Here is a 20,488-nt window from a genome sequence, read left to right on the forward strand (position 1 = left end):
CCTGTTCAGCACAGAGCCTTTAAGGCATTGGCAACGATGGAAGCGGTAGCAATGGAAACCCTGAGCGTGCACAAGGTCCTCTCGGTGCGGCCCGTGGGAACGCGGGCGGTGCTCGCGGAGCTCACCGGAACGCAGGACGTCCTCGCCCTGCAGACCCTGCTCCTGGAATCGCCGCTGCCTGGCCAGACGAACGTGCTGGCGGCCGCAGAGACCGTGATGATCCGCGCGGACTCGCCGGCGGCCGCCCGCCGCATTGCCGCGCTCCTGCTGGAACTGGACCTCACGGCTCCGGTCAAACAGGCCGGCGGCCTGGTGGTCATCGATGCCGTGTACGACGGCGAGGACCTCGCCGAAGTGGGGCGGCTCACCGGCCTGGGAATTGACGGCGTCATCGAAGCCCATTCCCGCCAGGTCTGGACGGTGGCCTTTGCTGGTTTCGCACCGGGGTTCGGCTACATGGTGGGGGAGAACCAGGTGCTGGAAGTTCCGCGCCGCAGCTCGCCCCGCACCGCCGTTCCCGCGGGATCGGTGGCGCTTGCAGGCAACTATTCAGCGGTGTACCCGCGCAGGTCCCCGGGCGGCTGGCAGCTGATCGGCCGCACCGGGGCCCGCATGTGGGACCTCAACCGGGCCGAACCCGCGCTCGCCAGCCCCGGCCATCGCGTCCAGTTCCGCGCGGTCCGCGATGTTGTGACCATGGCACCGGAGCACGACGCGTCCGGAACGGTGCCCGGCACCGGGCACCTCGCCGGGATTCCGGACGGGGAAGCTGCCTCCGGGCTGCGGATCGTTTCGCCAGGGCTGCAGAGCCTCATCCAGGACCTCGGCCGGCACGGCCACTCCGCACTGGGCGTCTCTGCCGCCGGTGCGCTGGACCGGGCCTCGCTGCGGCGCGCCAACCGGCTGGTGGGCAACAGCCCGGCTGCCGCGGCTATCGAAACGGTGGCCGGCGGGCTCCGGGTCCAGGCCGCCGGCGACCAGGTCCTGGCCGTTGCCGGGGCGCCGTCGGCACTGACTATTGACTCGCCGTCGGACGCTGGATCCGGCGCTGACTCCGAGGCTGACAGCGACGGGACCGGGCGCCGGCGCACCGTTCCCATGGCCACCCCGTTTGCCCTGCTCGACGGCGAAATCCTGACGGTTGGTGCGCCGGAGGCCGGCTTCCGCAGCTATCTTGCCGTCCGCGGCGGAGTGGACGCCCCGGCGGTGCTGGGCAGCCGTTCCACGGACACCATGTCCGGCATCGGCCCCGCGCCGCTGGCCCCAGGACAGCTGCTGGCAGCCGGCGACGTCACCGAGTCCGGCGTCGTCGGCAGTCCGGAACTGCAGCCGGACTTCCCCGGTACCGGGGTCACGGTGCTGGACATCGTGCCCGGCCCGCGGGCCGACTGGTTCGACGAGGCCGCCCTTGAGTCCCTGTGCGGACAGGACTGGGTGGTCAAGCCTCAGTCAAACCGCGTGGGCATGCGGCTGGACGGCACGCCGCTCCAGCGCAGCCGCCAGGGCGAACTGCCCAGTGAAGGCACCGTGGCGGGCGCCATCCAGGTCCCGCCGGAAGGACTTCCCGTGCTCTTCCTGGCGGACCATCCCATCACTGGCGGCTACCCGGTGATCGGCGTGGTGGTGGACCACCAGCTGGACCTTGCCGCCCAGGTGCCGATCGGCTGCAGCATCCGCTTCCGCCGTGTTGCCGGGCAAGCGTCGGCCGGCCCGAATTCCGCTGAACAAAATGCCCCTGTACAGACTTCCCCAGAAAAAGTGAGTAACTGATGCACAAGGTCCTGATCGCCAACCGTGGTGAGATCGCCGTCCGGATTGCCCGAGCCTGCGACGACGCCGGGCTGGAGTCCGTCGCCGTGTATGCGGACATCGATGCCGATGCCATGCACGCCGGTGCTGCCACCGAGGCCTTCAGCCTGGGCGGGAACTCCCCGGCAGACACGTACCTGAACATTCCCAAGCTGCTCGATGCGGCAGCCAGGTCAGGTGCCGACGCCGTCCACCCCGGCTACGGCTTCCTCTCCGAGAACGCCGACTTTGCCCAGGCCGTCCTGGACGCCGGACTTGCGTGGATCGGCCCGTCGCCGGAGGCCATCCGGCAGCTCGGCAACAAGATCACCGCACGCGAGATCGCCGTCCGCGCGGGGGCCCCGCTGGTGGCCGGCAGTGACGGTCCCGTGGAGTCTGCAGCGGAAGCCCGCGCCTTCGCCGAGCAGCACGGCCTGCCCATCGCCATCAAGGCTGCCTTCGGCGGCGGCGGCCGAGGCCTGAAGGTGGTCCGCGCGCTGGACGAAGTGGAAGAAGCCTTTGACTCCGCCGTCCGTGAGGCCGTCGCAGCCTTCGGCCGCGGCGAATGCTTCGTGGAGCGCTACCTGGACCGTCCGCGCCACGTCGAGGCGCAGGTGCTGGCGGACACGCACGGCAACGTGGTGGTGGTGGGAACCCGCGACTGCTCCCTGCAGCGCCGCCACCAGAAGCTCGTGGAGGAAGCGCCCGCCCCGTTCCTCAGCGACGGTCAGCGCCAACAGATTTACGACGCCGCCAAGGCAGTCTGCCGGGAAGCCGGCTATTCCGGCGCCGGCACCGTGGAGTTCCTCGTGGCAGCGGACGGCACCGTGGCGTTCCTGGAGGTCAACACCCGCCTGCAAGTGGAGCACCCCATCACCGAGGAAACCACCGGGATCGACCTGGTCCAGGAGCAGTTACGGATCGCCGCGGGGGAAACCCTGCGCATCACGGCGGACCCGGAGCCCCGCGGCCACTCCTTCGAATTCCGGCTCAACGCCGAGGACGTGGGACGCGGTTTCCTGCCCTCGCCGGGGACCATCGCCGAATTCCGCGGCCCCACCGGCCCGGGCATCCGCCTGGACACCGGCGTCCGCTCGGGATCCTTCGTTGCCCCGCAGTTCGACTCGCTCCTCGCCAAGCTGATCGTCACCGGCGCGGACCGCCAGCAGGCGCTGCGCCGGGCGCGCCGGGCACTCGCCGAGATGGAGATCACCGGCGTGGCCACCGTGCTGCCCTTCCACCGCGCCGTCCTGGAGTCGCCGGACTTCACATCCGAGGCCGGCCTGGGCATCCACACCCGCTGGATCGAAACCGACTTCGCGGACCGGATCCCGGCTGACCCCGGTTACAGCACCACCGCCCCCGACGGCGAACGCCGCACCATCACCGTGGAGGTGGACGGCCGCCGCCTGGCTGTGGGGTTGCCCGCGGACCTGCTGGAGGGCTGGGCCAGGTCGGGCGGAAGCCTCCCTGCCGGCGTTTCGGTAATTTCCGACGGCGGCCCTGCCGGGCCGGGCGCCGAGGCCGCCGACCCGGGGGAGCTCCGCGCGGACATGGCCGGAACCGTCGTGAAGTGGCTCGTGGAGCCGGGCGCCGAAGTGTCGGCGGGGGACGCCGTCGTCGTTCTTGAAGCGATGAAGATGGAAACGCAGGTGGCGGCGCACCGCGACGGAACCGTCACGGACCTCCGCACCCAAGCTGGCGGCGTGGTCACTGCGGGAGCGGTGCTGGCCCTGATCGGGTAGCCCGCCGAGGGCCGGAATGCCGTGGTTCGTGTCGGACGCTCAGGCGGACACCCGCGGACGCTGGACGCGCCCCGGGTAGGCGGCCATGATAAAAACATGCGCGGTTGCCGATTCACCGGCGCCGGTTGCGGCGGGGCTCCGCGCACTGGAGGCGCATTGGCATGGCACACAAAACCGGGGCCGCGGGGCACGCCCAGGACGGCGGGAAATTTGAGCCGGACGGGGAGTTCCTGGCCGCGTACTATGCCCATGTCGCCGCCGAGGACCTTCAGAACTACGCGCCGGAGACCCTCCGCAGCAGGGCGATGCACCACCTGACCGTGGCGACGTCCCGCGCGCCGGGGGAGGCCGCCGTCGGTATCTTCAATGAACCGGATGCGCGCATTATTGAAGTGGCCACTGACGACATGCCGTACCTGGTCCAGTCCCTCACGGCAGAGCTCACGCGCGACGGCGCCACTATCCGCCTGCTGGTGCATCCGGTGTTTGAGGTGCGTCGCGATCCCCTCTCCAACGTGCTGTTGGAGGTCCGGCCCGGTCCCGTGAGGGAAGGGCTCACTGCCGGGCCTGTTCACGGAGAGGGCGGAGATGCGGACGTGCCGGCCGAAGTTTCCGGCACCGCGAAGCAGCAGCCCGAGGCGTGGGTGTCGGTGGAAATCGGCAGGATGCCGGACGAGCCGTCCGGCGAGGCGCTCGCGAAAAGACTGAAAGCGGTGCTGGCCGATGTCCGTGCCTGTGCCGAGGACGCGCCGGAAATGGACCGCAGATTTTCCGACGCCGTCGCTGCCGCGGGCACCGTTCCGCCGGCAATGGTTCCGCCGGCCCGGCAGCTGCGCGAGCTTCTGGGCTGGCTGGGGGACGGCAATTTCATCCTGCTCGGCTACTGCGAGTATGAATCCACGACGGCGGATGGCCAGGAGATTACTCCGCGCCCGGGCTCTGCGCTGGGCTTGTTGCGGCGACCGCCGGCGGACGGCGTCCACCGCGGACACGGCGGGGAGGTGCGGATGCCGTGGCCGAACGCGTGCACCCTCGCGACGTCGGACCTCCGGTCCACCGTGCTGCGGGCATCCTACCTGGACGAACTGCGCCTGCAGCTGCTGGATGATGACGGTGCCGTCGTCGGGGAGCGGCGGTTCGTGGGGCTGTTCACGCCGGGTGCGGCCCACCAGTCCGTGCGCCGGATCCCGGTGATCCGTGAAAAGGCCCGGACGGTCCGGGAACGGCTGGGACTCCAGCCGAGGTCGCACCGGGCCAAGGACCTTGTGGCCGTCCTCGAGTCCTTCCCGCGCGACGAGCTCTTCCATGTCGGCATCGACGACCTCACCGGGCTGGCGTCCGAGATCCTGCGGGCCGAAGAACTCCGCCGCCCCCGGCTGTTCCTCCGCCCGGACAGCTTCGGCAGGTTCATGTCCGCCCTCGTCTTCTTCCCCCGCCGCCGGTACAGCACGGCGGTGAGGCTGCTGATGGAGCAGGAACTGAAGGCCGCCTTCCACGCGGAGGCGATCGACTTCGAGGTCCGGCTCACTGATTCCCCCATGGCGCGCATTTTCTTCCGCATCCTGCTGACCGGTACTGCCGCGTCCGCGCCGGACGTCCCGTGGCCGGGCGTCGACCCCGCACAGCTGGAGCGGCGCGTGATTTCAGCCACGCGCTCGTGGACGGAAGGGCTGGAGGAAGCTGTCCGGGAGCAGTTCCCGGTTGCTGAGGCTGCCCGGCTCACTGCCCTCTGGTCCGACGCTTTTCCGCCAAGCTACCGGGCAGACCATGCAGCGGAAACCGCACTTCAGGACATCATTAATTTCGAATCCTTCGACTTGGACGGTGCAGGCGGGCGGCCGGCCGGCAACCCGTTGCTCACCGTCCATTGGCCGGGAGAAACTTCTTCGCCGGGCAAGGGCGCCAGGCTCCGCCTCTATCTGACCCGGCCGCGCAGCCTTACCCAGATCCTGCCGCTGCTGCACAACCTGGGGCTTGACGTCCTGGACCAGAGGCCGTTTGAAATCAGGCGCGGGACGGGCAGCAAGCTGTACCTCTACGATCTGGGCGTGAACTATCCCCCCGGCGTGGACCCGGCCGCCACGAGCGGACTGCTCGCAGACGCTTTCGTCGCGGCCATGCGCGGGGACGTCGAGTCGGACCGGATCAACACCCTGGTCATCCGCGAGGGCGTGGACTGGCGGCAGGCCTCCATCCTGCGAAGCTACGCGAAATACCTCCAGCAGCTGGGGAGCGCCAATTCCTATGGCTTCATCGCGGACACCCTGACGGCCAATGTGCGGGCAACGCATGCGCTGCTTGCCCTGTTCCACGCCAGGTTCGACCCCGAACTGGATGCCCGGCGCAGGTTCCGGGACACTGCCGCCGCGCGGGCCGAACTGCTGTCCGCAATTGACGAGATCCCGGTCCTCGACGGCGACCGGATGCTGCGTACGTTCATGAACCTGGTGGAAGCCACGTTGCGCACCAACTTCTACCAGGACAAGCCGCACCTCAGTTTCAAACTGAATCCCGCGGCCATCTCCGCCGCCCCGTTTCCCCGGCCCAAATACGAGATCTGGGTCTATTCGCCGCGGGTGGAAGGCGTCCACCTCCGGTTCGGGGAGCTCGCCCGCGGCGGCCTGCGCTGGTCCGACCGGAGCGAGGACTTCCGGACGGAAGTCCTGGGACTGGTCAAGGCGCAGAACGTGAAAAACTCCGTCATCGTGCCCACCGGCGCCAAAGGCGGTTTCTACCCGAAACAGCTGCCGGACCCGGCAGTCCACCGGGACGGCTGGCTCGCCGAGGGGCTGGAGTGCTACCGCACCTTCATCAAGGGCCTGCTGGACCTGACCGACAACCTGGTCACCACGGCCAGCGAGCAGGCGGTGGTGGCTCCGCCCCGCGTGGTGCGCCACGACGGTGACGACTACTACCTCGTGGTGGCAGCGGACAAGGGCACCGCGTCCTTTTCCGATGCAGCCAACGCCGTGGCCCTGGAGTACGGCTACTGGCTGGGGGACGCCTTCGCCTCCGGCGGATCGGTGGGATACGACCACAAGGAGATGGGCATCACCGCGCGCGGCGCCTGGGAATCAGTGACCCACCACTTCCGCGAACTCGGCATCGACCCGCAGCGCGAGGAGTTCACCGTGGCTGGCGTCGGGGACATGAGCGGGGACGTCTTCGGGAACGGGATGCTGCTCTCGCCCCACATCAGGCTTGTGGCGGCCTTTGACCACCGGCATATCTTCCTCGATCCCGCGCCCGACGCCGCTGCCTCCTTTGAAGAACGACGCCGGCTTTTCAGCCTGCCGCGCTCCTCCTGGGAGGACTACGACCCGTCCCTCATCAGCGAGGGCGGCGGCGTCCACTCCAGGCGCGCCAAGGCGATCAGCATCACCGAACAGGTCCGGACGTGCCTGGGCCTGCAGCCCGGAACTGCGGCTCTTCCGCCCCATGCCTTGCTTCAGGCCATCCTGCGGGCGCCCGTGGACCTGCTCTACAACGGCGGCATCGGCACGTACATCAAGGCGTCCTCGGAGAGCCACGCGGACGTGGGCGACAAGGCGAACGACCCGATCAGGATCAACGGCAGCGAAGTGCGCGCCCGGGTCGTGGCCGAAGGCGGAAACCTCGGCGTCACCCAGCGCGGCCGCATCGAAGCTGCGCTCGCCGGTGTCCTGCTCAACACCGATGCGATCGACAACTCGGCCGGTGTGGACTGCTCCGACCACGAGGTCAACATCAAGATCTTCGTGGACCGGATGATCTCGACAGGGCGGATGCCGGCCACGGACCGCACCGTCTTCCTGCAGTCTCTGGTGGACGACGTGGCCCGCCAGGTGCTGGCCAACAACGCGGACCAGAACGTCCTCCTGTTCAATGACCGGCATCTCGTCCTCGAGTGGAGTCCCGGCTTCCAGCGGACCATCGACTGGCTGGAAACCGCCACGGACCTGGACCGCGAGCTGGAGGCTTTGCCCACCACCGAACAGATCGAGGAACGCGTGCGGCAGGGACAGGGATTGACCACCCCGGAACTGGCCGTGCTCGCCGCCTACGCGAAGACCGAACTGGCCAGGGAACTGACGGCCAGCGACCTCGCCGACGATCCCTGGTTCAAACGGGTCCTTCGCGGCTATTTCCCGCCCCGGCTCGCTGAGCGCTTCGACGCCGAGCTCGATGCGCATCCCCTGCGCAAACAGATTGTGTGCACTGTGCTGGCCAACGACATGATCAACCTGGGCGGGATCACGTACGCCTTCCGGGCCATCGAAGAAACCACAGCCACCCCCGCAGCGGTGGCCAGGGCCTTCGTCGTGGCCCGCGAGGCCTACGACCTGCCGTGGATCACGCGCAAGCTGGCAGCCCTGCCGCCGGACTTTCCCAGCGAACACTCCGCCGGAGTGGCCATCCACATGCGCCGGGTCCTGGACCGGGCAACCCGCTGGTACGTCACCCATGACCACCGTGACCAGCCCGTCACCGAGGCGCTGGCACGGATCATGCCCACCATGGAGCTGCTGCGGACACGCACAGCCGACTACCTGCGCGGCTCCGACCTTGACCGTGTGCAGGACCGCCTGGCCCACTGGGACGCCGTCCAACTCCCGCACGAGCTGGGCGCGCGGGCGGCGGACATGCTGGAAAGCTTCGGGCTGCTGGACATCTCACTCGTGGCCGAGCAGACGGCCGAGCCCATCGAGGTGACCGCGGATCTCTACTACGCAGTCTTCCAGCGCATCGGCGCCGCCAGCCTGCTGCTGCGTATCACCGACCTCCCCCGGCAGAGCAGGTGGGAAACCCTTGCCCGCGCGGCACTGCGCGACGACGTCTATTCCGCCGTGGCGGACATGACTGTCTCCGTGATGCAGATGACCCCGGTGAGTGACCCCGGCCAGTCCGATTCGGTGGAGCGCATCGTGGCGTGGGAGCGCGGGCACCAGGAGCAGCTGGCCAGGATCAAGGACACCCTCGCCGAGGTGACCAAACCGGGGCAGGTGGACATCGCCTCGATCTCCGTGGCGCTGAAACTGCTCCGGACACTGGTGCGGCAATAGGAACTCTGCGGAAGCGGTGGGCTTACCGGCCGGGGCTACCGAGCGGCGGGTTCCCCCAGGGGCTCATCCAGTGTCATCAGCGAAAGCCGGGTTGACTGCAGGACCGTGCCGATCAGTGACCGGGCCGAGAGGAGGAGGCTGCTCACTTCGGGGCAGGAGAGCTCGTAGAACAGCCGGCCCTCCTGGCGCGAGGGGACAATCAGGCGCTGGCGGCGGAGCACCCCAAGATGCTGCGAGAGGTTCGAGGGCTCAAGGCCCGTCTCGTCGCGCAGCCGGCTGACGGCCACCGGGCCGTCAGTGAGGATCTCAAGGACCCGGATCCGCGCGGGGTGGCCCATGGACTTGAACAGTTCGGCCTTTACCTCACTCAGGACCACGCCTGCGGGCAGATCGTCCTTCATCGGGCTTCCCTTCCTGCGTCCAAAAATCGGCGATAAACATAACGCCTGTTCAACTTTTTTCAACGACATACAGCCTATGACAGACAGAAAGGTCTGTCTCCTCACGGCGTGAATCGGCGCGAATCCGCATCTATATCGTAGCCCCGGCCGCCAAGGGATGATCGGTGGATTTACTACGCGGGCACCTCTTGCGCTGACAGCTTGAGTAGTTCAGACTTTCATGAATTCATCAATTTCGACCGGCCGATCGCAAGCGCCCGGCCACACATGGATGGATTCAGGCTGCTTCCGCTGACAACGGCGTCACCGGGAGTGGCATGATCCCAACTTCCAGGAGGGTTCAATGGCAGGCATGTTTGAACTATTCGCCGAGGCGGATGCATCCTTTAGATTTCGACTGACGGCTCCGGACGGGACAGTCATGGCACTCTCCAAGTCCTTCCCGGACAAGCGCGCCGCCCTCGCCGGGATCGCCGCCGTGCGCGAGTACGCAGGAATGGGCTTCATCACCGAAATCCCGGCACCTCAACAGGCGCCGGCACCCGCGCCAGCACGTGCACAGGCACCTGCGCAGGCACAGGCACAGGCGCCGAAGCGTTCCCGGCTATCCTCGGCAGCGCGCACCTTCGGCGGCCGGGCGGCACGCCGCAAACGGCAAGTCCTTGTCCGGTGGAGGCAATCGCTCAGGCCCCGGGTCGTCACCAATTTCCCTGCTTGGTGAATCCCATGGCCGCGCGCAAAGTCCACCCGGCGAACTCCGGCGTCCCTCCGGCGGAGGAATGCCTTGCCGGGACGTTCCGGTACGACGCTGCGACCGGCAGGCTCGACTGGTCCGACGAGGTGTACATCATCCACGGCTATGGCCGCGGGGAAATTGTGCCCACCCTCGACCTGTTCCTCTCGCATAAGCATCCGGACGACCGGAACCGGGGCCGCGATATCTTTTCCCAGGTCCGGCTCACCGGCGGCAGGTTCTTCAGCTTCGACAGGCTCATCGACGCCCGCCTGCGGGAGCACAGGATCCTGACAACGGGGGAGGCGGTCCTGGATCCGTGCGGCACGCTGAGTCACATTACCGGTTTCGTCATCGACCTCACCGCCACGCTTCGGCGTGAGACGGAGCAGTTCGCCCGGGCAGCCGTCACGGCGTCCAATGCGAGCCGCAGCACCATCGAACAGGCCAAGGGGATCCTGATGGGTGCCCTGCATATCGGTGCGGAGGAGGCTTTCAACCTGCTCATCACCCACAGCCAGCACACCAATACCAAGCTGGCGAGGGCTGCGGCAAATCTTGTGGACCTGGCCAACAACGCCAAGGACCCCGCGCTTCTGGACGGCTTCATCCAGGCCCTTCGGCGTGGAAGTGCGCGGCGCCTGCCTGGAGTCATGGGCGTGCACGGCCCGCCGCGAGGGCACCCGCAGCGCTCCATGTAAAATTTGTTCCACCATGACTGCCGAAGACGCCAACCGTCCCTCCCTGCTGCCCGCCCGGGCGCTGGCGGGCCGGGATGACCCCGTGGACCGCATCCTTGCCGCCGCGTATGACCTGTTTTCCCGCCGCGGGATCCGCGATGTTGGCACCAACGAACTCATCAGCCGGTCCGGCGTGGCGAAGGCGACCTTCTACCGGCATTTCCCGTCCAAGGATGCCCTGGTCCTGGCTTTTTTGGCGCTCCGGGACCAGGTCTGGACCGTGGACCTTATCGTTTCCGAAGCCCGCCGTCGGGGCAACACCCCGGAAGAGCGGCTGCTCGCCGTTTTCGATGTTTTTGGCGACTGGTTCCACCGCGACGACTTCGAGGCCTGCACGTTTATCAACGTCCTGCTCGAGATGGGTCCCGAACATCCGCTGGGGAAGGCGAGTATCGGCTACCTGAGCCGGATCCGCGGTCATATCCAGGCCCTTGCCGAGGAAGCCGGGCTGAGCCGCACCGAGGAATTCGCACGGTCCTGGCACATCCTGATGAAGGGCTCGATCATTTCCGCCACCGAAGGGGACTTCCTGGCGTCAAAGCGGGCCCAGCAGATGGCCGGCTGGCTTATCGAGCATCACCGCAGCTGAACTGTCAGGGTGGCAGCGGGTCAGGAGTTCTGAATCCCCACTTCGAAGCCAGCGCCGCCGGGCCGGCTCGTCCAGGCGCCCCGGGGCAGCCCGCTACTGAGGAGGCGGACCGCTGTAATCGGCGATGTGCGCGGTGGCAGCGTGCTCGCGGATCTCGGTAACGCCGGAAGCGGCGGCTGCGCTGTCCCGGTAGATTCCCGAGACGGCCAGGATATTGCCTGCGCCGTTGACGAGCCGGATGCGGACGCCGCCGTTTTCCGCGGTGACGAGTTCGAATTTTCCTGCCATGTTGAACCTCCCCCAAGGTGGTGCGCCTGCCGTTCGGCCGCAGGCTGCTTCCTCCACCATAGATGACAATTCTTGTCACACGAACTACACAACGCTATGTGGCGTTGAGCTTTCCCGCGAGCCGCTCGCGCATCCGGGAGCTCGCGGAGTTCAAGCCGATCAGCTCCACTTCCCGGCCATGCCTGCGGTACTTCTCGGTGACGGCGTCGAGGACGGCGATGGTGGAGGCATCCCACAGGTGGGAGGCATGAAAGTCGATGATGACCCGGTCCACCGTGGGCGCGGCATCCCGGGCATATTCGAACTGGGTGTAGAGGTCGTTGGAGGAGGCGAAGAACAGCTCGCCGTCCACCGTGTACGTCGCCACCGTCTCGCCGTTGAGCTCGATCTCAGTCCGTTCAACCGTGGCAAAGTGGGCCACCCGCCGGGCGAACATGGCCATGGCTGCCAGCACACCGACCCCCACCCCGATGGCCAGGTTGTGCGTGGCCACCACTGTGCCCACGGTGATGAGCATGACGGCTGTTTCGGACTTGGGCATCCGCTTGAGCGTCTTCGGGGCGATGGAGTGCCAGTCGAACGTGATGGCGGAAACGAAGATCATCACGGCCACGAGCGCCGCCATGGGGATCAGGCCCACAATGTCACCCAGCGTCACTACCAGGACCAGCAGGAATACACCGGCAAGGAACGTTGAGATGCGGCTCCGTGCGCCGGAACCCTTGACGTTGATCATGGTCTGGCCGATCACGGCGCAGCCGCCCATGCCGCCCAGGAAACCGGTGACGATGTTGGCCACGCCCTGCCCCCAGGATTCGCGGGTTTTGTTGGAGCGGGTGTCCGTGATGTCGTCAACGAGTTTGGCCGTCATGAGGGATTCCAGCAGGCCCACCAGTGCCATGGAGAGGGCAAACGGGGCGAGGATCTGGAAGGTCTCCAGCGTCAGCGGCACGTTGGGGAGAAAAAACGTCGGCAGGCTTTCCGGAAGCTGGCCCTTGTCCCGGACGGCGGGAACGTCGACATTGGCCAGCACTGCAAAAAGCGTGAGGACCACAATGGCCACCAGCGGGGACGGAACGGCGGAGGTCAGCCGCGGGAGGGCAACGACGATCACCAGGCCCACGGCCACCAGGGGATAGACCAGCCACGGAACGTTGACCAGCTCGGGCAGCTGGGCCATGAAGACGAGGATGGCCAGCGCGTTGACGAACCCCACCATCACCGAGCGCGGAATGAAGCGCATGAGCCGGGTGACCCCCAGGAGCGCCAGCAGGATCTGGAAGACCCCGGCCAGGATCACAGCGGCGATCAGGTAGTCCAGCCCGTGGCTGCGCATCAGCGGGGCGATCACCAGGGCAACGGCTCCGGTGGCCGCGGAAATCATGGCGGGCCGGCCGCCCACGAACGAGATGGTGACAGCCATGGTGAAGGACGCAAACAGCCCGATCCTCGGATCCACGCCGGCAATGACGGAGAACGCGATGGCCTCGGGGATGAGTGCCAGCGCCACCACCAGCCCGGCCAGGGCTTCCGTCTTGAGGCGGCGCGGGGAACGGAGCGTAGCCCGGACGGACTGGAGTTGTTCGGGCTTCATGTCTTCCTAAAGCTTGGTCTGGCGGTAGCGCTCGATCTGCTTCAGCCGCCGCAGGAGGCTGTCGCGCCGGGGGTGCGGAACGACGTCGGGCGCCTCTGCGGTGAGGTCGATGTGTTTGGTGCCGTACTGCCACAGCAGCAGGTCATCCAGCAGCCGGTCCGGGCCGGGAGAGTACCTGTGGTCCAGCGCCTTGCGGACTTCGGTGATCCGGTTGGCGCTGAGCAGCTCTGCCAGTTGTACGGTCTGGTTGAGGCCGTGGGCCGCCATGAGTTCGGCTGCCCAGCCCCAGTCGTCATCCACTTTACGGTCAACGTGCGGCAGGAGGGTCCGCCAGACGTCGCGGATCCGGTTCGGCGACAGCTGCGCTGCACCCTCCCCGTCGGTATCCCAGTAGCCGCGGACCTCCTCGTAGCGTTCATGCAGGTCCGCGAAGGCGCCTTCCACGGTTTCCAGCATTGCCGCCGTGGCAGTGAACTGGCGGTCGAAGTGCGGGGTCCAGGCCCGCGGGTCCTCGGCCTTGAAGCGGATGTCGTGCTCTATCTCGCTCCACGCATGCGCAAAAACCGTGCGGATCTGGCACTCAAAGAAGTAGCTGCCGTTGGGCTGGAGGTCCGGATTGAAGACCTGCTGGTACTCCTTCACCGCCTCGTTCTGGATGGTCCGCAGGATCAGGTGGCGGCTGGAGTAGCCGTAGGTGCCGGACTCAATGGAACCGATGTCCTTCTCGCGGTCGCCGCGGCAGTCGAAGAGCTGGCGCTGCCGCTTGATCAGGTTGGCCACCACCGCGTTCTCCGCCGGCAGCTTGGTAATGACGCGCACGCCCACCATGTCATTGAGGGTCCGGAACGGATCGGGGAACTTCAGCACGGGCGGGCCGCCCGGTTCCAGCGGCTTCTCCGTGCGGGAAATCTTTTCCTTGAATGACTCCACTGTCTTGGTGCGCCCCGTGACGAACAGGGGAGTCACCTCGGTGTCCTTGAGCATGCTCCGCAGCGTCAGCAGGACCTCCCGGGTGACCAGCTTCAGGGCAGGGCGGACCCGCTCGTAGAGCTCCACGTTTTCCTGCACGGATTCGCGCAGGCCTGCGTCCAGGCGGTCCCAGTTGGTAGCCATGTTTCCAGCTTACGGGCGGCGTGCGACAGCCGCGGGGGTGACACCCTTGCGGCTGTTCCGTCGTTGACGCCGCCCGCGGTGCGGGTCGCCGCCGTCGGACGCGCCGGCGCAAAGCTGTCCGGCACCCAAGGTAGGCTCGGCACATGGCTGATGTGCGGCGTCGGACCCTGCTTTCAGGGGGCCTGCTTGGCGCCGCCGCAGCAGTGACACTGGGGGCACTGTCCGCTTCCTGTTCGTCGGGCCCGAAGGAGGACGCAGTGAAGCGGCACAAGTACCAGTACGGCGACGGCTCCAGCCAGTGGGGTGAACTCTTCCTGCCGGAAGCACCAAGCTCCCGCGGCGTGGTGGTGGTCATTCACGGCGGGTACTGGCGCTCGCAGTACGGTGCCGAACTGGGCGAGCCCCTGGCCAGGGACCTTGCGATGCACGGAATGCCGGCGTGGAACCTGGAGTACCGGCGCGCCGGAAACGGCGGCGGCTGGCCCCACACTTTCGAGGACGTGCTGGCCGGCATCGACAAACTCAGGGACGTCGCCGCTATCCACGGGCTGGGCCTCGACAAGGTGGTTGCATTGGGCCACTCGGCCGGCGGCCACCTGGCCGTCTGGGCGGCCGGCCGGTCCCGGCTCGGGCAGCTCGGCGCACCGGACCCTGACCGCCAGCTGCGGCGGAAGCACGACGACGCCGCAGTGCACCTCACCGGGGTGGTCAGCCAGGCCGGCCTGCTAAACCTGGCCGCGGCCGAGAAGCTTAACCTCAGCAACGGCGCGGTCAGCAACCTCCTCGGCGGGTCGTCGGAAAGATACCCCAAACGGCATAAGTATGCGGACCCGATGAGCGCGATCCCACTGCGTGTTCCCGTCTACGCCGTGCACGGCAGTGACGACGACGACGTCCCGGTGAGCCAGTCCACGTCCTACGCCGGCGCGGCCAAAGCCGCGGGTGCGCCCATCCAGCTGCTGAGCGTGCCGGGGGACCACTTCGCCCTGATCGATCCCAAGGCGGCGGCCTACCGGAAGTGCCGGGACCTGGTGCAGGAACTCCTGGGCTGACCGTAATGCGGCCATCACGTTTGGCCCGGGGCAGCGTGCGTCGCCTAGACTGGACGTAGGTGAGCCGGGAAGTCTGGTCGGCATGGTTTTGTCGACTCAACTTTTAGGACTTCCCCGTGAGCCAAACACCCCCGCCCGGCGCTAAGCCGCGCACCATCCTCGGCTACGGCAGCTACGCGGAATCGCTGCGCATCGGCGAGATCCTGCGCAAGGAGACAGTAGGCGGCGCCCTGCTGGTGGCCGCGGCCGTCATCGCCTTGATCTGGGCCAACTCACCGGCGTCGGACAGCTACTTCGCGCTGCGGGATTTCAAGATCGGCTACGAGCCCTGGCACCTCGACCTGAGCCTCGGCGCCTGGGCCGCCGACGGGCTGTTGGCCATCTTCTTCTTCCTGGTGGGACTCGAGCTCAAACGTGAGTTCGTGGCGGGCGACCTCCGCCAGCTCAACAAGTCGATTGTGCCCGTGGCCGCCGCGGCCGGCGGCGTCCTTGTCCCGGCGCTGATATACGCGGCAGTGAACATCTACAGCCCGGAAACCCTGCGCGGGTGGGCCATACCCACCGCAACGGACATCGCGTTCGCCGTGGCGGTCCTGGCCATTATCGGCTCGCACCTGCCCAGCGCCCTGCGCATTTTCCTGCTCACCCTGGCAGTGGTGGACGACCTCATCGCCATCAGCATCATCGCGTTCTTCTACTCCAGCGACATCCAGGCAGCGCCATTGCTGTTCGCCCTCATCCCGCTGGCGCTGTACGCCTTCCTTGCCCAGAAGTACCGCCGCTTCTTCGGCGCCCACTTCATGGCTGCCTGGGCCATCCTCCTGCCGCTCGGCATAGCCACCTGGGCGTTGGTGCACGCCTCCGGCATCCATGCCACGGTGGCCGGAGTGCTGCTGGGATTCGCCGTGCCGGTGCTCCGTTCCAAGGCCAGCGGAGGTCCGGAAGCCGGACCCGGGCTCGCGGAAATCTTTGAACACCGTTTCCGTCCCATCTCCGCGGGCGTGGCCGTTCCCATCTTCGCCTTCTTCTCCGCCGGCGTTGCCGTGGGCGGCTGGGAAGGCCTGGGGTCCGCCCTGTCCGGCCCCGTGGCCATCGGCATCATCATGGCCCTGGTGCTGGGCAAGCCCCTGGGCATCATGGGCACCACCTGGATCCTCACCAAGGCCACCCGGGCGCGGCTGGACAACTCCTTCAAGTGGATCGACGTCTTTGGCGTCTCCCTCCTGGCCGGAATCGGCTTCACCGTCTCCCTGCTGGTCGCCGAACTCAGCTTCGGCCACGGCAGCCTGTATGACGACCACGCCAAGGTGGGCATCCTGGCGGCGTCCTTCCTCGCCGCAATCCTGGCCACCGTGGTGCTCCGGACCAGGAACCGCCAGTACCGCCTGGCGGAGGAGCGGGAGAAGGTTGACTCGGACCAAGACGGCATCCCGGACGTCTACGAGCACGAGAACCAGGCCTGACGGCACGGGAACCCTTGCCGCGCCATACCCCTGTGGGTATGGTCGAGTTAAGGGCAGGCGGAGGGCCCAACGTCCCAGGCGCCGCCGCCCGGAGCCACCGTCGAGGAGGAAATCATGGACGTCGTTGTCATCGATACCCCGCAGCTGGGTGACCGGAGCTACCTGGTTCACGACGGCACGGTGGGGTTGGTCATCGATCCGCAGCGGGACACCGACCGCGTGGAAGCCGCCGCCCGTGACGCGGGCGTCACCATCACCCACGTCGCTGAAACCCACCTGCACAACGACTACGTCACCGGCGGTGTGGAGCTGGCCAAGGCGCACGGCGCGAAATACCTGGTCAACGCCGCGGACCCTGTGCAGTTCGAGCGTGAAGCCATCACGGACGGCCAGACGGTCCGGGTGGGATCCCTGACCGTGAAGGCCGTGGCCACTCCGGGCCACACCCACACGCACCTGTCCTTCATTGTGGACGACGGCGACAAGCAGGCCGTCTTCTCCGGCGGGAGCCTGCTCTACGGTTCCGTGGGCCGGACGGACCTTGTGGCGGCGTCCGACACCGTCGGCCTGACCCACGACCAGTATGCTTCCGCCCGCCGGCTCGCGGCTGAAGCCCGGCCCGATGCTGCGCTGTTCCCCACCCATGGCTTCGGCTCGTTCTGTTCGTCCGGCCCTGCCACCGGCGCCGGTTCCTCCACCGTCGGCGAGCAGCTCACGGCCAACCATGCGCTGACTGATCCGGACGAGGACCACTTCGTCGAGGAACTCATCGCCAACCTCACCGCCTACCCTTCGTATTACGCCCACATGGGGGCCATGAACGCCAAGGGGCCCGGCCCCGCGGACCTCACCGTCCCGGAATCGGTGGACCCCGCCGAACTCACCCGCCGCCTGGAAGCCGGCGAATGGGTGGTTGACCTCCGCCGCCGCGTGGCGTTTGCCAGCAACCACCTCAAAGGCAGCGTCAGCTTCGAATACGGCCGCGGCACCAACTTCACCACGTACTTGGGCTGGGTCCTGCCGTGGGATGAGCAGCTGACCCTGGTGGGCTCGCGCGAGGACGTCGAAAAAGCCATCCGCGACCTCTCCCGCATCGGCATCGATTCCCCCGACGCCGCCGTCGGCACCGAACCGCAGGCACTGGCCCCGGATGCCGCCGTCGCCTCCTATCCGCGTGCGGGCTGGGACGGCCTGCTGGCCGGCCGCGCGGACGGCGACACGGTGCTCGACGTGCGGCGCCCCGACGAATTCGCGGACTCCCACGTTGCCGGCGCCGTCAACGTCCCCGTGTACCAGCTCCTGGCCCGCATGGACGAGGTCCCGGCCGGAAAGCTGTGGGTCCACTGCGGAACGGGCTACCGCGCCGGAGTCGCCGCCAGCCTGCTGCAGCGTGCGGGCAGGGACGTGGTCCACCTGGATGCGAAGTTCGAGGATGCCGGGGCCGCCGGAGTTCCCCTGGCCACGGGCGCCACGGCCTGATCACATCCGCATGACGCGCGCGTCATCAGGAGCGCGCGCACCCCGTTCTCTGGCAGAGTATGAGCATGCTCACAGTTATTGGCGAAGGCCTGGTCGATGTTGTCCAACGCTCCACGGGAATCGAGGCCCACGTGGGCGGCAGTCCGCTCAACGTGGCCGTGGGACTGGCACGGCTGGACCACCCGGTGCAGTTCATCGGCAGGTTCGGGCGCGACGCCTACGGTGAGTCCGTGGCCGCCCACCTGAAATCCAGCTCGGTGATGGTCCCGCAGGGCCCGGACGCCCTGCCCACCAGCGTGGCCACTGCGTTGATCGACGACGACGGTGCCGCCACCTACACCTTCGACCTCGCCTGGGAGCTTCCCGGCCTCGCGGACCGGCTGCCGTTCATGCTGCAGGGCACCACCCTGGTGCACACCGGTTCGATTGCCACCATGCTGGCGCCGGGCGCCGCAGAGGTGCTTGCCGCCGTCGAGCATGCGCACCCCTCCGCCACCATCAGCTTCGACCCCAACTGCCGCCCCAGCATCATCACCGACGTCGACTATGCCCGCCGGCAGGCGGAAAAGTTCGTAAGCCTCGCAGACGTGGTGAAGGCCTCCGATGAGGATCTCGAATGGCTCTATCCCGGCGTGGACGTCCTGGACTCGGCCCGGCGGTGGCTCTCCCTGGGCGGTCCCGAGGGGCCGGCCCTGGTAGTGGTAACCCGTGGCGCGGCCGGCCCGTGGGGCATCACCGCTGCCGGTGAAGCGGAGTTCCCTGCGCCCAAGGTTGACGTTGCGGACACCGTCGGGGCAGGGGATTCCTTCATGGCCGCCCTGATTTCCGGGCTGGTGGACCGCGGCCTGGCCGGTGCGCAGAACCGGAAGGAGTTGCGCGAACTGCCGGCGGAATCACTCCGCGAACTGCTGGCCCATGCCGCGTGGGCCGCCGCCGTCACCGTGTCACGGCCAGGAGCCAACCCGCCCACGAGGGCAGAGCTGAACCACTTCGAACTCGAGAGCCTGGAGCGCGATGCGGCGCTCGCCGGCGACGACCTGAGGAATGCCGACTCCGCCAGCAACTGAAAGGCAGCAGATGCCCCACCACGATTCCCCGACCCTGCACGTCACCAGCGAGTCCTTCCGGGACGGGCAGACCCTGCCGCCCGCCCAGCGCAGCGGCAAGATGCGCGGCGGAGGTCAGGACGAATCGCCGCAGCTGAGCTGGAGCGGCGCTCCGGCCGGGACCAGGGGCTACGCGGTCACGCTGTTCGACCCCGACGCCCCGGGCCGCGGCGGCTTCTGGCACTGGGCCGTGCTGGACCTGCCCGCTGCTGTCACGTCGCTTCCGGCCGGCGCCGGTTCCGAGGGCGGCAGGCACCTTCCGCCGGGTGCGCTGCAGTTGAAGAACGACGGCGGTTTCCACGGCTACCTGGGGGCCGCGCCTCCGCCCGGGCACGGACCGCACCGCTACATCATCACGGTCTACGCCCTCGACGTGGAGCACCTGGGGCTCGACGCCGGGTTCAGTGCGGCAAAGCTGGAATCGAAGCTGGCCCCTCACGTTCTGGGCCGCGGGACGCTCACGGGCATCTTCGAACGCTAAGGCCGTCCGCCTCCCGCGAAACTGCCCGCAGCCGGGCCAACGTAGACTGGCAGTATGCGGCTGGTAGCAAGTGACATTGACGGAACGATCCTCGGGCATGACGGAAAGATCAGCGACCGGACCATCCGCGCCTTTCACGCCTGCCGTGACGCCGGCGTCGAACTGGTGTTCGTGACCGGACGCCCGCCGCGCTGGCTGCACCCGCTGGAGGACCAGCTGGGACATGCCGGAACCGTAATCTGTTCCAACGGCGCCGTGGTGTGGGACCTCGAGGAGGCCCGCCTGGTTTCAGCCCGCGCCCTTGCCCTGGAGGCGGTCTTCGAGACCCGCCGCATCATCAAGCGGCTGCGGCCGTCCGCCCTGTTTGCCGCGGAAACGCTCACCGGCTTCCACCTCGAACCGGGCTTCATCGAAAACGACTCCAGCGAACTCCTGTCCGAGTTCAGCCCGGCCCCGCTTGCCAGCACCCTCACTGCTGACGACGCGGTGGTGAAATTCCTGGCCATCGTCCGGGAAGGCACCGCCGACGACTTCCTGGCCGAAGTGTCACCCGCGGTGGCCCACCTCGTGTCGGCCACCCACTCGGCCCCCACTGTGGCCATGCTGGAGCTCGCCCTGCCGGGCGTCAACAAGGCCGTGACCCTGGCCGAGTACGCCGCCACCCTGGGGATCGATGCGGCTGACGTGGTGGCGTTCGGGGACATGCCCAACGACATCGAGATGCTGCGCTGGGCCGGCAACGGCTACGCGATGGCCAGCGGCCACCCGGAGGCGATCCGTGCAGCCGGGCAGCAGGCGCCGCATTTCGACGATGACGGCGTGGCCCAGATCCTTGAAGCCAAGCTGGCCGAACTTGGCGTGAAGCACGCCTAGG

At 67.7% G+C, this 20,488-nt stretch carries 16 protein-coding genes; 12 read left to right on the top strand and 4 right to left on the bottom strand.

Going from position 1 to position 20,488, the window contains the following annotated elements:
* Positions 1 to 36: 36 nt before the first annotated feature.
* The 3 genes from Q8Z05_RS08535 (at position 37) to Q8Z05_RS08545 (ending at position 8,575) form a co-directional block, all read left to right on the top strand.
* Entirely contained in the window at positions 37 to 1,770 is a 1,734-nt protein-coding gene (locus tag Q8Z05_RS08535; RefSeq protein WP_305943039.1) for a 5-oxoprolinase/urea amidolyase family protein, read from the top strand.
* Positions 1,770 to 3,533: an acetyl/propionyl/methylcrotonyl-CoA carboxylase subunit alpha gene (locus tag Q8Z05_RS08540; protein WP_305943040.1), complete on the top strand. Its 1,764-nt coding sequence runs from the start codon at positions 1,770 to 1,772 to the stop codon at positions 3,531 to 3,533. Before Q8Z05_RS08535 ends, Q8Z05_RS08540 begins: the two co-directional genes overlap by 1 nt.
* A gap of 161 nt (positions 3,534 to 3,694) precedes the next feature.
* On the top strand, positions 3,695 to 8,575 hold the full coding sequence (locus tag Q8Z05_RS08545; RefSeq protein WP_305943041.1) for an NAD-glutamate dehydrogenase: 4,881 nt from the start codon (positions 3,695 to 3,697) through the stop codon (positions 8,573 to 8,575).
* A gap of 35 nt (positions 8,576 to 8,610) precedes the next feature.
* On the opposite strand, the gene Q8Z05_RS08550 is transcribed toward Q8Z05_RS08545, so the two are convergent.
* The gene (locus Q8Z05_RS08550; RefSeq protein WP_305943042.1) at positions 8,611 to 8,976 is read right to left on the bottom strand and encodes an ArsR/SmtB family transcription factor; all 366 of its coding nucleotides are present in this window, start codon (positions 8,974 to 8,976) and stop codon (positions 8,611 to 8,613) included.
* Between the two features lie 343 nt (positions 8,977 to 9,319).
* Here Q8Z05_RS08550 and Q8Z05_RS08555 point away from each other — a divergent pair, with 343 nt between their 5' ends.
* Genes Q8Z05_RS08555 through Q8Z05_RS08565 form a run of 3 tightly spaced genes read left to right on the top strand, consistent with a single transcriptional unit; the run spans position 9,320 to position 11,038 of the window.
* Positions 9,320 to 9,697 (top strand): YegP family protein, encoded by a 378-nt coding sequence (locus Q8Z05_RS08555; protein ID WP_305943043.1) that lies wholly within the window; start codon positions 9,320 to 9,322, stop codon positions 9,695 to 9,697.
* A gap of 5 nt (positions 9,698 to 9,702) precedes the next feature.
* Complete coding sequence (locus Q8Z05_RS08560) at positions 9,703 to 10,410, top strand: PAS and ANTAR domain-containing protein (protein WP_305943044.1); 708 nt, start codon at positions 9,703 to 9,705, stop codon at positions 10,408 to 10,410.
* 13 nt (positions 10,411 to 10,423) lie between these two features.
* Positions 10,424 to 11,038: a TetR/AcrR family transcriptional regulator gene (locus Q8Z05_RS08565; protein ID WP_305943045.1), complete on the top strand. Its 615-nt coding sequence runs from the start codon at positions 10,424 to 10,426 to the stop codon at positions 11,036 to 11,038.
* 93 nt (positions 11,039 to 11,131) lie between these two features.
* On the opposite strand, the gene Q8Z05_RS08570 is transcribed toward Q8Z05_RS08565, so the two are convergent.
* From Q8Z05_RS08570 to Q8Z05_RS08580, 3 genes are all read right to left on the bottom strand, one after another.
* The gene (locus tag Q8Z05_RS08570) at positions 11,132 to 11,326 is read right to left on the bottom strand and encodes a YegP family protein (RefSeq protein WP_305943046.1); all 195 of its coding nucleotides are present in this window, start codon (positions 11,324 to 11,326) and stop codon (positions 11,132 to 11,134) included.
* Positions 11,327 to 11,420: 94 nt separating this feature from the next.
* Positions 11,421 to 12,920 (bottom strand): SulP family inorganic anion transporter, encoded by a 1,500-nt coding sequence (locus tag Q8Z05_RS08575; RefSeq protein WP_305943047.1) that lies wholly within the window; start codon positions 12,918 to 12,920, stop codon positions 11,421 to 11,423.
* Positions 12,921 to 12,926: 6 nt separating this feature from the next.
* Complete coding sequence (locus tag Q8Z05_RS08580) at positions 12,927 to 14,033, bottom strand: GTP pyrophosphokinase (RefSeq protein WP_305943048.1); 1,107 nt, start codon at positions 14,031 to 14,033, stop codon at positions 12,927 to 12,929.
* Between the two features lie 257 nt (positions 14,034 to 14,290).
* On the opposite strand from Q8Z05_RS08580, the gene Q8Z05_RS08585 reads away from it, so the two are divergent.
* The 6 genes from Q8Z05_RS08585 to Q8Z05_RS08610 all read left to right on the top strand — a co-directional run bounded on the left by Q8Z05_RS08585 (position 14,291) and on the right by Q8Z05_RS08610 (position 20,487).
* A complete protein-coding gene (locus tag Q8Z05_RS08585; RefSeq protein ID WP_305943511.1) occupies positions 14,291 to 15,085 on the top strand; it encodes an alpha/beta hydrolase in 795 nt (264 codons plus the stop codon).
* A gap of 116 nt (positions 15,086 to 15,201) precedes the next feature.
* Positions 15,202 to 16,548 carry a Na+/H+ antiporter NhaA gene (gene nhaA / locus Q8Z05_RS08590; RefSeq protein ID WP_305943049.1) on the top strand — a complete coding sequence of 449 codons (1,347 nt, stop codon included), beginning with the start codon at positions 15,202 to 15,204 and terminating at the stop codon, positions 16,546 to 16,548.
* Positions 16,549 to 16,662: 114 nt separating this feature from the next.
* On the top strand, positions 16,663 to 18,027 hold the full coding sequence (locus tag Q8Z05_RS08595) for an MBL fold metallo-hydrolase (protein ID WP_305943050.1): 1,365 nt from the start codon (positions 16,663 to 16,665) through the stop codon (positions 18,025 to 18,027).
* Positions 18,028 to 18,092: 65 nt separating this feature from the next.
* Positions 18,093 to 19,094 carry a carbohydrate kinase family protein gene (locus tag Q8Z05_RS08600; RefSeq protein ID WP_305943051.1) on the top strand — a complete coding sequence of 334 codons (1,002 nt, stop codon included), beginning with the start codon at positions 18,093 to 18,095 and terminating at the stop codon, positions 19,092 to 19,094.
* Between the two features lie 10 nt (positions 19,095 to 19,104).
* Entirely contained in the window at positions 19,105 to 19,614 is a 510-nt protein-coding gene (locus tag Q8Z05_RS08605; RefSeq protein ID WP_305943052.1) for a YbhB/YbcL family Raf kinase inhibitor-like protein, read from the top strand.
* 54 nt (positions 19,615 to 19,668) lie between these two features.
* Positions 19,669 to 20,487: an HAD family hydrolase gene (locus Q8Z05_RS08610; RefSeq protein ID WP_305943053.1), complete on the top strand. Its 819-nt coding sequence runs from the start codon at positions 19,669 to 19,671 to the stop codon at positions 20,485 to 20,487.
* Position 20,488: the final 1 nt, after the last annotated feature.

The organism is Arthrobacter oryzae (genome assembly GCF_030718995.1).
Taxonomy (GTDB): Bacteria; Actinomycetota; Actinomycetes; order Actinomycetales; family Micrococcaceae; genus Arthrobacter; species Arthrobacter oryzae_C.

Coding starts and splice junctions, on each gene's coding strand:
- Q8Z05_RS08555 (WP_305943043.1), top strand. CDS start 9,320: ATGGCAGGCATGTTTGAACTATTCGCCGAGGCGGATGCATCCTTTAGA.
- Q8Z05_RS08575 (WP_305943047.1), bottom strand. CDS start 12,920: ATGAAGCCCGAACAACTCCAGTCCGTCCGGGCTACGCTCCGTTCCCCG.
- Q8Z05_RS08610 (WP_305943053.1), top strand. CDS start 19,669: ATGCGGCTGGTAGCAAGTGACATTGACGGAACGATCCTCGGGCATGAC.
- Q8Z05_RS08570 (WP_305943046.1), bottom strand. CDS start 11,326: ATGGCAGGAAAATTCGAACTCGTCACCGCGGAAAACGGCGGCGTCCGC.
- Q8Z05_RS08550 (WP_305943042.1), bottom strand. CDS start 8,976: ATGAAGGACGATCTGCCCGCAGGCGTGGTCCTGAGTGAGGTAAAGGCC.
- Q8Z05_RS08600 (WP_305943051.1), top strand. CDS start 18,093: ATGCTCACAGTTATTGGCGAAGGCCTGGTCGATGTTGTCCAACGCTCC.
- Q8Z05_RS08535 (WP_305943039.1), top strand. CDS start 37: ATGGAAGCGGTAGCAATGGAAACCCTGAGCGTGCACAAGGTCCTCTCG.
- Q8Z05_RS08545 (WP_305943041.1), top strand. CDS start 3,695: ATGGCACACAAAACCGGGGCCGCGGGGCACGCCCAGGACGGCGGGAAA.
- Q8Z05_RS08605 (WP_305943052.1), top strand. CDS start 19,105: ATGCCCCACCACGATTCCCCGACCCTGCACGTCACCAGCGAGTCCTTC.
- Q8Z05_RS08560 (WP_305943044.1), top strand. CDS start 9,703: ATGGCCGCGCGCAAAGTCCACCCGGCGAACTCCGGCGTCCCTCCGGCG.
- Q8Z05_RS08580 (WP_305943048.1), bottom strand. CDS start 14,033: ATGGCTACCAACTGGGACCGCCTGGACGCAGGCCTGCGCGAATCCGTG.
- Q8Z05_RS08565 (WP_305943045.1), top strand. CDS start 10,424: ATGACTGCCGAAGACGCCAACCGTCCCTCCCTGCTGCCCGCCCGGGCG.
- Q8Z05_RS08595 (WP_305943050.1), top strand. CDS start 16,663: ATGGACGTCGTTGTCATCGATACCCCGCAGCTGGGTGACCGGAGCTAC.
- Q8Z05_RS08540 (WP_305943040.1), top strand. CDS start 1,770: ATGCACAAGGTCCTGATCGCCAACCGTGGTGAGATCGCCGTCCGGATT.